Below are 12,689 nucleotides of genomic sequence, written 5' to 3'. Positions count from 1 at the left end.
CTTATGGTTCTGATCTGCGGGACGAGGCCATGATACTGGAAACCCTTACCCTACTGGGTCAGCAACAAAAGGCATCGGGCATGGTGCGTAGCGTAGCATCAAAACTATCACAGGATAGCTGGTACAGCACGCAAACTACGGCTTACTCACTTGTAGCGATAGCGCAATATTGCGGCGTGAATAAAGGTGGCGGCAAGTTGTCGTTTAACTATAATGCGGGTTCTGCAAAAGGCAATGTAAATTCAGCGTCGTACCTGTGGCAGCAGGAACTGGCTGCTAATAGCGGCAAGGTTACGCTGAAAAACAACGGTACAAATAAGCTTTATGTGAGGTTGATACAGCAAGGGCAGCCATCATCAGGACAGGATGTTAAAACTTACGTTAACCCTAATGTGATGCAAATGCGTGTTGCCTACTTTACACTCGGTGGTAAACTTATCGACCCAACATCACTTAAACAAGGCAGCGATTTTGTGGCACAGGTTACTATTAAAAACCCGGGAAAACGCGGGCGGTACGATAACCTCGCGCTTACGCAGATCTTCCCATCGGGATGGGAAATATTAAACAGCCGCATGCTGAATAATGATGAAGCGTTTAAGTCTTCTCAACCAGATTACCGTGATATCCGCGATGATAGGGTGAACACCTATTTCAGTTTAGCGGAGGGTAAAGAAGTAACTTATTATGTTATGCTAAACGCGGCCTATGCCGGTAAATATTATCTGCCTGCTGCGTATTGTGAGGCCATGTATAACCATGACATTAACGCGCTGATAAAAGGACAATGGGTTGAGGTAGTGAAGTAGGTTTACAAGTAACAACCTGTCATTTCGAACGAGGTACGAGGAGAAATCTTTTACACAAGGCATTAACGGATGCAAAATGTAAAAGATTTCTCCTCACACCATTTCACAAGCCACCCCACTGCTCGTTCGAAATGACAATTTATTATTTGCAATCGGAAGATTGCTTCGTTCCTCTTAATGACGGGGTAGTGATTTAAGGTGTACTGTCAGTCTGAGCTAGTCGAAGACTTGTAAAGGCGACTAATGGTTCGACAGGCTCATCATGCCATTTTTCTCACCGTTGTTGGTAAAGTAAACACAAATTTTGTATCTTAGGATTATAAATCAAACCCATGCCAAGAGAAATTACTATTCAAACTGATATCGACACCGGTACAACCAAGGGCGATACTAAATAATAAAGCCTAACGATATTCCCATTAATATTAAGAACAATGCAAAAGACGCTAAAGCAATTTTGTAGATTAATATTCTGTTTGAATTGCGGGTTACAGTCTTATCTATTTTATCCTGTAGTATTCCTATTGAATTATAATATAATTTTTGCAGGTAATATCCTTTGTCGTCATCATTATCAAAATCAGGAGTTGTAGACGCTTCTGGTGAACATCCTCTATTTGAAATTAAACTTGGAAATATTAGTTTAATAATGACAAATAGATTTATAATAGCAAAAATAAAGGTGGATGCCACCAAAAGTTTATGAGATTTGAATAGATGATTTTGAATTACTAAACCTAAATAGAATCCTAAAAAAGCAACTACAGCAGTACCTATTTTAATAGATTTATCAGTTATACTTTCAGTTTCAGATAGCACATCGTCTAACTTTTCTTTAGCTTGCTCAAAAATAAATTTATATTCATCAACTGAAATATTTTCCCACTTATTAATCCTGCTTGTCCATTTTTTGTGTGGCTTAATTTCCATATTCGAATATACAAGTTTAATAGTGCTTAATTTACCTACTTCCCATACAACTCCAACGGCAAGCTTGTAAACGCAAATACTTCTTGGCGACTGCCTAAAGGGATTACGTCTTGTTGGTGACAACACCAACAAGGGCAAAAAGAAGTAAACTTATTATGTGATGCTTAATGCGGCTTACGCCGGTAAATACTATTTGCCTGCTGCGTATTGCGAGGCCATGTATAACCATGATATTAACGCGCTAATAAAGGGACAATGGGTTGAGGTTGTGAAGTAAATATTATCTTTATTAATGGTGACGATATTTTGTCAGTAGCTGAATTTTGACACCCCTGATTATCAGTTACTTATTAGTGTTCACGGTCTGCGTCACCCGTGAACGTGAACACTTCTCACCCGGATTTATTAACAAATTGTTATGGAAAGCTTGTCGAAGACTTATACATGCGGCTAATGGTTCGACAGGCTCACCATGACATTTTGGGATTTATTTCTCATACAACTCCAACGGCAAACCATCAGGGTCGGTAAAGAAAGTAAAGCGCTTGCCTGTACATTCATCCACGCGGATGGGCTCGTTAACCACATTATATTCACTCAAATGGAATACGGCTTCTTCCAGATTATTTACCTCGAATGCTAAATGGCGAAGGCCAAGGGCTTCGGGTTGTGAGGGCCTTGCCGGTGGTGAGCCCGGAAATGAAAAAAGCTCGATCTGGTATAGTCCATTGACTTCCAGATCAAGCTTATATGATCTTCTTGCTTCGCGATACACCTCGCGAACTATTTTAAATCCAAGTACTTCTGTATAGAATGTTTTAGACAGCTCATAATCTGAACAGATGATAGCAATATGATGTATCCTGTTCAGCTTTAGCATATTATTCGTCGCCTAAAATTACATGAAGTACGTTGTCATGTACCATTTTAATATCGGTGATGTTACCAAACAGTTCATCGTCGATATTAGTATTGCCAATACCATTAACAGTACCTAACAGGCTAAATTCAACTTCGCTGGTGGCCATCATTTCAATGAAACGTTCCTGATCATCAGGTGCAACGCTCACTACTACCCTGCCCTGTGCTTCGCCGAAAAGGAAGGCATCTTTACGGATGCTGCTATCGCTTTCGATATCAAAGCCCAAACCGTTTGGCATAGCCGATTCAACCAGGGCAATGTACAAGCCACCATCAGCCACATCATGAGCCGACTGTACAACTTTATGTTTAATTAATTGCTTAATAACCTGGTGCATGGCGTATTCCTTATCTATATCAAAATAAGGGGCAGGTGCTTTTAATATTTTATGGTACGATGCAAGATATTGTGATGATGCGATATCATTTTGTGATTCACCAACAAGGTAAATTAAGTCGCCCGGCTGTTTAAAGTCAAGGGTCATTAAGTTATCCTGATCGTCCATAACACCCAACATACCAATGGTTGGCGTAGGGAATACCGGGCCTTCATCTGATGATTGATTGTAGAAACTTACGTTACCACCGGTTACCGGGGTTTCGAATTTTATACAGGCTTCGCCCATACCTTTTATGGCACCAACAAATTGCCAGTAAACTTCCGGCTTATATGGGTTACCAAAGTTAAGGCAGTTGGTAATTGCTACCGGTTCGCCACCTGCGCAGGTAATATTACGTGCGGCTTCGGCAACAGCAATGGCTGTACCTTTTTGAGGATCAGCGTATACATAACGTGAGTTACAATCGCATGTTAAAACAATAGCTTTATTAGTATCCTTAACAGCAACAACAGCCGCATCGCTTGGGCGATTAGTGGTCATAGTTGCCGTACCAATCATAGAATCGTACTGATCAGTTACCCAACGCTTAGATGCAAGGTTAGCATGGCCTATCAGGTGCTCGGCCACATCAACTAAGTTGGCAGGCTCGGCAACATCTTCTATTTTAAATTTCTGGTTCTCGGCAAAGTAAGCAGGTTCGCGGTATTCACGCTCGTAAACAGGGGCGCCACCACCTAATACCAGGTCATCCGCAGGCACATCGGCAACTTTAACACCGTTCATAAAATATTCCAGGCGTTGGGTATCGGTAACTTCACCAATAATGGCGCAGTTCAAATCCCATTTATCAAATACAGCCTCAACAAGTGCTTCTTTACCTTTTTCAACCACAATAAGCATACGTTCCTGAGATTCGGAAAGCAAGATCTCGTATGGTTTCATGTTCTCCTGGCGCATTGGTACACGATCAAGGTGAATGATCATACCATGCTCGCCTTTGGCGCTCATTTCAGAGTTTGAGCAGATAATACCTGCCGCACCCATATCCTGCATACCAACAACTGCACCGGTCTTGATTACTTCAAGCGTAGCTTCCAGCAAAAGTTTTTCCTGGAAAGGGTCGCCTACCTGTACTGCAGGTAAATCGTTAACCGAATCTTCGGTGATATCTTTTGATGCGAAAGCCGCGCCGTGGATACCATCTTTACCTGTTGCAGAACCTACTATATAAACCGGGTTGCCCACACCATAAGATGTAGCCGAAACAGTTTCGCCGGCTTTTACAATACCTGCCGAGAAAGCGTTTACCAGTGGGTTAATATTGTAGCATTCGTCAAAGAAAAGCTCGCCGCCAACAGTTGGAATACCAAAGGCGTTGCCGTAATGGCTAATGCCTTTTACCACGCCTTTAACAAGCCATTTGGTTTTATCCAAACTAAGATCGCCAAAACGCAGCGAGTTCATTTGCGCGATAGGCCTTGCACCCATCGTAAATATATCGCGGTTTATACCGCCCACACCTGTTGCAGCTCCCTGGTATGGTTCCAGCGCCGAGGGGTGGTTATGTGATTCAATTTTAAAGGCGCATCCAATACCATCGCCAAGATCAACCAGCCCGGCATTTTCTTCGCCCGCCTTTGCCAGCATACGCGGGCTATCTTTAGGCAAGGTTTTAAGCCAGGTGATAGAATTTTTGTAGGAACAGTGCTCGCTCCACATTACCGCGAAAATAGAAAGCTCGGTAAAGTTGGGTACGCGGCCCATTATCTCATTTATACGTTCAAATTCTTCGGGTAAAAGTCCCAGATCGCGGGCGGTTTCAACGGTGGTTAATTCCTGATTCTCCAATGTACTGTTGTTTATTTTGAAAGGATGCGCAAAATTAGCAAAAAAGGCTTAAAACGGAAAGGAAAAAGCAAAGGATTAGCTAAATACCAAATGAAAATTACAATATCCAAAGACTGGTTTTTAATACCATAAGTACAAAAAATGGCGATGGAAATAATTCCATCGCCCTAACACATTTACACAAATCATTTATCTTATCCCTACGCCTCTTCCCTACTCACTCAATTGAAAATTCATTGGTATGGTATATCTAACCCGTACAGGGTTGCCGTTTTGTATGCCGGGCTTCCATGGTTTAGCAAGTTTTAGTACACGCAAAGCTTCTTCATCCATACCATACCCTGCGCCGTTTTGTATCTCGATGTTTGATAAACGCCCATCTTTTTCTATCACAAAACTAACCAGCACCCTGCCGCTTTTACCAGCATCCTGCGCCTCGGCCGGGAACCTTAAATTTCTGTTCAAAAACTTTGACCATGCAGCAGCACCTCCAACAGGTTCGGGCATAAATTCCAACCCAAATGTACCGTGTATGCTTTTATCATCAACAGATGCAACACCTGTACCACCTGTTGAAGCTGGTGTTGGGTCTACTGGTTGAGATAGCGTGCCTGTACCTGTGGTTGTTGTTGGGCCAATATCGCCTTTCAAATCATCTATCCTTGGCGGATTATCATCCACCGGCTCCGAAGTGATAGTTGGGACTACAAATTTAGTAGTTGGCGCAGCCGGCAACGGTTTTAACGGAGTAGATGTTTTTGGGGCAGGTGGTTCTGCAACCTTTTTAGGTGGAATTGTAGTTGGTGGAATAACAAGCGGGTCGATATTAACTATTGTAGTAATCAAGGTTTCACCCGGAGTTTTACCAACCACATACGTATAAATTGTAGCAGCCGCCACAATAGTTGTAAAAGCAATTGCCATGGCCTTTACCATGTTTAAACCATAATGTTGCCTTAATTCAAAAGCACCATAAGATTTGTTACGATCGGCGAATACAAGCTCGAGCCACTCGGGATTGTATAAATTAAGTTTTGTGTTTAGCATAGCGTTTGAAATTTAATTTTACCAATTAACGCATTTGCCAAATAATATGTTGTATAAATTTGAATTTTTACGAATAAATGAATAGAATACACCTACAAATACAATTTTAATATTGCGATAAGTGCTTTATTGCAAATTATATTTGGTGCAGAAAAGAATTCTTCGGACAGATACCTACCAGTTTTCGGTCGATACCTTTTTTATGGTCTCTGCTTTTTTAGCTGCAGGCTGTTTATCCATCGCTGATTTTAGCTTCACCCCTGTGCTGATACAGAAGCTACCTATTTGGTCAAGGTAATTATCGGTTTCCTTTTTCCCGTATTTAGCCGTCATTTTTTCTAATGGAACCTCTATCCCCGGAATAGGTATCATATTGCCAAAGCGATCGCGTTGGTAGGGTATAAATACAAAGTTGCTTATTCGGTATCGATATCTTTGATCTTTAGTTTGAATATTAATAGTATAATTAATTTGGCCGCCCTCCTTTTTCATTAATGATACACCTGTATACACTAAAAATTTACCCGATGTGTTCAAGGTATTTTCGGCCTGGCCTTTGGCGGGTTTGGCAGATTGGTTAAATGCTATTGCAAAGTCCCAGCCGCGTTTATACAAAGTATCGGCAGTTAAGCTGGGTTTATCAATAACCCGGTAATAGATATAGTTGTTGCCTTCATCAAACTGTAACGAATCTTTTTGCGCCAATGCAATTTGCGCGCACAATAAACAAGCAAGGCTAAAAAATATTTTTTTCATATTATAAAGATAAGCCATCCGCAGGAACTACGGATGGCTTATAAAAAAATCAGATCGTTAAACCTAAATTAGAATGCGTATACCGCAGCAAGTACAAATTGTGATGCGTTTTTAGTTGGCGCGCCGCTTTTGCTAATAAAGCCATCATTCACGTCTTTATTGTTATCAAACCTAAACTCAGGAATTACAGTTAACGGGCCCGCTTTAATATTTGCAGTTATTGTACCCGCAATAACTGAACTACCCGGAGACGGGCCATAAGTTAAGTAATCACCAGTTTTAGTTTTAAAATACTCGCCCCTTAGGCCTAAAGTTACATCTTTAGAAACAGCCAGTTGCGGGTATAAAGCTACACCTGTAAAACCACCGGTACCAACGGCATCAGCGGCCTTAAAGGTGGCTGCATTTAAGCCTAATTTAAAGGCATCTGTAATTTGGTAGCTAGTGGTTAAATCAAACTCGGTACCAGATAGTTTACCTGTTAATACATTTAAATAAGCTGTCCAGCCGGTTACAGGCGCAACCATTAACTGTGCGCCAAAAGTATTTACCTGGTTTGTAGATGTATAATAATTCCAGGTATCATTAAAGATACCTGCCATTAAACTAACCTTACTTGTGAAAGCATAAGTTGCTTTAAAGCCCGGGTTTTGGAACGGACCATTGGTAAACAGGTACGAGGTTGAATAATTAAAGTTACCAACCGGGCTAATTACTTCATAACCCATAAATGTTGCCATATAACCACCTGTTAAATTTAATTTATCGGTTACATCATATGACACATATAAATTCTGGATATGAAAACTGTTGTTAGTTTCGTCATAAGTACCGGCAGCGGTAGGTATTGATTGCGCCTGGCCACGCGGGCCAAAAGACAATTCACCTACAAAAGCAGCTTTGCCTACTTTTTTCTTCAAAGCCAAATCTATCATACCAATTGATACAGAGTTATTGTCTGATGCAAAGCTGGTAGGTAAATTACTGTGTTTTGAAAAATCGTACTTGTAATAAGTATCTACCGAACCCGAGATCATCAAAGGAGGATCTGCTTTCGTAGTGTCCTGCGCACTGGCAGCGAATACCGAAGCAACAAGGAACGATAAGAGTAAAAGTCTTTTTTTCATAATAAGGGATTTAAATTTTTGTTGTTAGTTATGTAATTTGATTGTTTACTGTTTTAAAAGGGTTAATTAAGATATATCTATGATAATATTTACATGTTAGCTCATTTTACATATTCAATAATTATGTTTATTTAAAAACTACGTAAAATAACCTATTAAACATTATAAATTTTAATGAAAAAATACTCTTTCATTAATTATTTACTAATTACACAATAAAAATTCACAAAAACAAACATTATTTTCAATAAAAGAATAAATTATATAATATTTTATCAACAAAACATAGAATATTAACCATTTATTTACAAAAACAAACTATTAATAGGCCATTTATTTAACAAAACAATTCTTATTTGGCACAATTAAAAAACAACAGTCCATAATTTCAAACAAATTGTAAAAAAATATCTCTTACATATATATTCGGTTGTTATTATAACTGTTTTTGTTTTTTTTAATGGATTTATATTGACAAAACATAAATCTTTATAAAACCCTAACTATTTTAAATGATTTTATAATTTTGGGCTGAAACCAATTAAGTATCATCATGCCCAACATCCGTTTTCAAGCCCTTAGGGCTGTGTTAAACCGTGAGATCCCGGAAACCAAACTTCCTTCATCAAAAATATCCGACTACTTCGGGGTAAATGTTTTTGATAAGCAAAAAATGAAGGAATTTCTTTCTAACGATGCTTACAGCGTAATTATCGATTCTATTGATAATGGTGTGCCCATTCCCCGTGATATGGCCGAGCAGGTAGCATCGTCTATGCGATCTTGGGCTATGGGTAAAGGTGCAACGCATTATACGCATTGGTTTCAGCCGCTTACAGGTACTACTGCCGAAAAACACGATGCCTTTTTTGAGCCAACTGCTGATGGTGGCGCTATTGAACGATTTAGCGGCGACGCGCTGGCTCAACAAGAGCCAGATGCATCCAGTTTCCCCAGTGGTGGTATCCGTAATACATTTGAGGCCCGCGGCTATACCGCCTGGGACCCATCGTCACCGGCCTTTATAATAGGGCGTACACTTTGTATCCCTACCGTGTTTGTATCCTACACCGGCGAAGCGCTTGATTATAAGGTACCATTGCTAAAAGCTTTAAGTGCCTTAGATAAGGCCGCGGTTGATGTTTGCCACTATTTTGATAAAAGCATAGAAAAGGTAAATGCATCGTTAGGGATTGAGCAGGAATACTTTTTGGTTGATATCGCCCTATTTAACGCCCGCCCGGATCTGTTCCTTACCGGTCGCACGCTATTCGGCCACATGTCTGCCAAGAACCAGCAACTGGAAGATCATTATTTTGGATCGATCCCAAGCCGGGTTTATGCGTTTATGCAGGAAATGGAAACCGAAGCCTTACAGTTAGGCATCCCATTAAAAACCCGCCATAACGAGGTTGCCCCTTCGCAATTTGAGTGCGCCCCGGTTTATGAAGAAATAAATTTGGCCATAGATCATAACCAGCTGTTGATGGATATTATGGATAGGGTTGCCAAACGCCATCATTTTAAAGTGTTACTGCACGAGAAACCTTATGCAGGTATAAACGGTTCGGGTAAGCATAATAACTGGTCGTTGATAACCAATACAGGTAAAAACCTGCTATCGCCGGGCAAAACCCCTAAGAATAACCTGATGTTCCTTACATTTTTTGTGAACACTATAAAAGCCGTTCATGAACATGCCGATTTGTTAAGAGCTTCCATCGCATCAGTAAATAATGATCACCGTTTGGGCGCTAACGAAGCCCCTCCTGCTATTATATCAATATTCCTGGGTAGCCAGCTTAACGAAGTTTTAGATGAGATAGATACATCGCGTTTAAGCAAAAAAATAAAAGAGGAAAACTCGTTATGGCAGGGCATCCCTAAAATACCGCAGATATTAAAGGATAATACCGATCGTAACCGCACTTCGCCATTCGCGTTCACGGGTAATAAATTTGAACTGCGCGCTGTTGGCTCATCGGCTAACTCGGCCAGCCCAATGACTATCCTGAACCTGATTATGGCCGATCAACTTAAAAAATTCAAGGTTGATGTTGATAAACTGATCAAAAAAGGCGAGAAGAAGGATGTAGCCCTGATGACCATCATTAAACGCTATATCAAAGAATCGAGAAACATTCGTTTTGAGGGCAATGGTTACAGCGAAGAGTGGGAAAAAGAAGCCGAAAGCAGAGGTTTGGCTAATATTAAAACTACGCCAAAAGCATTAGATGCCTTTATTACAGAAAAAGCTGAGGAGCTTTTTTCTGAAACAGGTGTATTCACCAAACGCGAAGCACATGCCCGCCACGAAATTTTACTGGACAGCTTTTACAAGAAATTACAAATTGAGGCCCGTGTTATTGGCGAACTGGTAATGAACGTTATTATACCGGCCGCTATAGCTTATCAATCTAAATTAATTGAGAATGTTAAGGGCTTAAAAGACCTTGGCCTTGATAAAAGCACCTATGCTGCACAGCTTGATATTATTAATCAGATTGCCGAACACGTTAATTTCATTAAAGATAACGTAGGGCAAATGATAAACGAGCGCAAAAAGGCAAACGTAATTGAAGACCTGCGCGACCGTGCTATTGACTATGACGAGAAAGTAAAAAGCTATTTCCAACCGATACGTTATCACGTTGATAAACTGGAACAAGTGGTTGATGATTCACTTTGGCCGCTGCCTAAGTTTAGGGAGCTGCTGTTTATTAAATAATAAGACCCAATAAGGGTTACATAAAGTCGTAGTTTTATGTAACCCTTATTTTTTTAATCCTTGTCACCGGTTTTAACAGGCACCATATTCTCTTCTTCAATATCTTTAGGCATTTCCTCTTGCTGCTCCTGATGATCAAGCTCTTTTATATACTGCATTTTAAGGTGATCGTACAGCGAATGCTTATCTATTATTATAGATACCAAACTGGCCACCATACCCGCTAATATCAGGTGAAATATAACGCTGTGCCTATCTGTCATTTCCAAAACCAATATTACCGAAGTAAATGGCGACCGTGTAACACCAGTTAAAAAGCCAACCATACCAGCCAATATCAATAAATTTGAATTGGCATCTGATAAATGAAACCACCCCGAAACCAATGAGCCTACGCTGGCACCTGCAGCAAGTGCCGGGGCAAAAATACCACCAGACGCACCCGTTGTAAATGACAATAACGGCCCGGCAATACGTAATACTGGTGTATACCAAACCGAATATTTGAACGAGGTAAACAATGTAGTTTGCATAAGATCTTTACCAGATCCTAATATGCCCTTATCAATAAAGAAAGCAATGCCAGCCATAATAATGGCGCATGTTGTTACATAAGCCACATGATGATAGGTAAATTTAAATTTGGCTTTCCAGGCAAATATGACCAATATCAGCTTTGACATTGAACTGCCCAATAATCCTGATATTACTGCTACAAGCAATACGCCCGAAAATATATAAGGCGATAAATTATCAATTTTTGGATAACCGAGATATAAGTAAGGCCCTAATAACGCCTGTGCGGTTAACCCTGCAATAATTACAGATGAAAATATAGCCGTTTTAAAATAACTGAAATGCGTTTTGGTAAGCTCTTCAATAGCAAATACAATACCACCAAGTGGTGTATTAAATGCCGCGGCAAGCCCCGCTGCTGCACCGGTGACTATCATATTACGCTTGGCAATTTTTGGCCACCATTTGGGCAACACCTGGTATACTATTTTAAATACTGATGCGGCTATTTGTATAGTTGGGCCTTCGCGGCCAATTGCCCCGCCCCCCAGTGCCATAACCAGGCTCGACATTACTTTTACCAGTATTATTTTTACACTTAAAAATCTGTTTACTTTTTCGCTTTTCCCCGGGTTTGATAATTGTATGGCTGCCATAACCTGGGGTATACCACTTCCTTTTGCGTAAGGCGACATCTTTTTCACAATCCACCATGCTATTAAAAAACAAAGCGGCGTCAAAATAAAAAGAAACCAATTGTGTTGGCCAATTATATAGCCGGTTAAATTTTCGGCGGCTAAAAACAGTTTAGTATATAAAACAGCGGCCAGGCCGGTAATTATCGATGCTATCCAAAATGGAATAGCTGTTAATGCATTCTTTTTTAAGTTTTCGTTGCGTATCCTATCAAAAGTTTTTTTTAGTTGCAGTCTGAGCCAGTATATAAACCTCATATATTTTATGATCTGCCACACATTAAGAAAAATTAATGCTTAACAGTTTAAGAATTAGACAAAGATACAAATCAGTAGCCAAGGAAATACGATTAAGCAGTATATTTGCCCATGACTTCTCCGCAAAGATATGATCAACGGGGCGTATCTGCATCTAAAGATGATGTACATAATGCCATTAAAAACATTGATAAAGGGATTTTCCCAAAAGCATTCTGCAAAATAGTACCCGATATTTTAACCAACGACCCCGAGTATTGCAACATTATGCATGCCGATGGCGCGGGTACAAAATCGTCATTAGCTTATACCTACTGGAAAGAAACAGGTGATATATCTGTTTGGCGCGGCATTGCACAAGATGCTATTATTATGAACCTTGATGACCTGCTTTGCGTAGGCGCTACCGATAATATCCTTTTATCATCAACCATCGGCAGAAACAAAAACCTGATACCCGGTGAAGTGATTGCCGCTATTATTAATGGCACTGAAGAAATATTAGCCGAACTGCGTGAGGCCGGTATAGGCATATACTCTACAGGTGGCGAAACTGCTGATGTAGGCGACCTGGTGCGTACAATCATAGTAGATTCTACCGTAACCTGCCGCATGAAACGTGCCGATGTGATATCAAACGACCGCATTAAACCCGGTGATGTGATAGTAGGCCTTGCATCGTACGGACAAGCAACTTACGAGAAAGAATACAA

The 12,689-nt window shown here is 40.3% G+C and carries 9 protein-coding genes and 1 pseudogene; 3 read left to right on the top strand and 7 right to left on the bottom strand.

Going from position 1 to position 12,689, the window contains the following annotated elements; all coding sequences use genetic code 11:
- Positions 1–809, top strand: a pseudogene (locus JWQ85_RS01760) (hypothetical protein); the annotation flags it as partial.
- A 390-nt stretch (positions 810–1,199) separates the two neighbouring features.
- Here the strand turns inward: JWQ85_RS01760 and JWQ85_RS01755 are convergent.
- The 6 genes from JWQ85_RS01755 to JWQ85_RS01730 form a co-directional block, all read right to left on the bottom strand.
- Positions 1,200–1,739 (bottom strand): hypothetical protein, encoded by a 540-nt coding sequence (locus JWQ85_RS01755; protein ID WP_299462999.1) that lies wholly within the window; start codon positions 1,737–1,739, stop codon positions 1,200–1,202.
- Between the two features lie 487 nt (positions 1,740–2,226).
- Positions 2,227–2,619 (bottom strand): VOC family protein, encoded by a 393-nt coding sequence (locus JWQ85_RS01750; RefSeq protein WP_299462996.1) that lies wholly within the window; start codon positions 2,617–2,619, stop codon positions 2,227–2,229.
- Between the two features lies 1 nt (position 2,620).
- Positions 2,621–4,849, bottom strand: a complete 2,229-nt coding sequence (purL, locus tag JWQ85_RS01745; RefSeq protein ID WP_299462993.1) for a phosphoribosylformylglycinamidine synthase subunit PurL — start codon at positions 4,847–4,849, stop codon at positions 2,621–2,623.
- Positions 4,850–5,062: 213 nt separating this feature from the next.
- Positions 5,063–5,896, bottom strand: a complete 834-nt coding sequence (locus JWQ85_RS01740; RefSeq protein WP_299462990.1) for an energy transducer TonB — start codon at positions 5,894–5,896, stop codon at positions 5,063–5,065.
- A 174-nt stretch (positions 5,897–6,070) separates the two neighbouring features.
- Complete coding sequence (locus JWQ85_RS01735) at positions 6,071–6,652, bottom strand: DUF4468 domain-containing protein (RefSeq protein ID WP_299462987.1); 582 nt, start codon at positions 6,650–6,652, stop codon at positions 6,071–6,073.
- Positions 6,653–6,720: 68 nt separating this feature from the next.
- Positions 6,721–7,779, bottom strand: a complete 1,059-nt coding sequence (locus JWQ85_RS01730) for a porin (protein WP_299462984.1) — start codon at positions 7,777–7,779, stop codon at positions 6,721–6,723.
- 553 nt (positions 7,780–8,332) lie between these two features.
- Here JWQ85_RS01730 and JWQ85_RS01725 point away from each other — a divergent pair.
- On the top strand, positions 8,333–10,507 hold the full coding sequence (locus JWQ85_RS01725; RefSeq protein ID WP_299462982.1) for a glutamine synthetase III: 2,175 nt from the start codon (positions 8,333–8,335) through the stop codon (positions 10,505–10,507).
- Positions 10,508–10,560: 53 nt separating this feature from the next.
- Here JWQ85_RS01725 and JWQ85_RS01720 read toward each other — a convergent pair whose 3' ends face one another.
- Complete coding sequence (locus JWQ85_RS01720; protein WP_299462979.1) at positions 10,561–11,976, bottom strand: chloride channel protein; 1,416 nt, start codon at positions 11,974–11,976, stop codon at positions 10,561–10,563.
- A gap of 111 nt (positions 11,977–12,087) precedes the next feature.
- Here JWQ85_RS01720 and JWQ85_RS01715 point away from each other — a divergent pair.
- Positions 12,088–12,689 (top strand): AIR synthase related protein (locus JWQ85_RS01715; RefSeq protein ID WP_367186175.1); only part of this gene is annotated, 602 nt, incomplete at its 3' end.

This window comes from Mucilaginibacter sp., assembly GCF_028288105.1.
Taxonomy (GTDB): domain Bacteria; phylum Bacteroidota; class Bacteroidia; order Sphingobacteriales; family Sphingobacteriaceae; genus Mucilaginibacter.
Note: the sequence above shows the minus strand (reverse complement) of the source record. Positions and strands in the feature narration are given on the sequence as shown.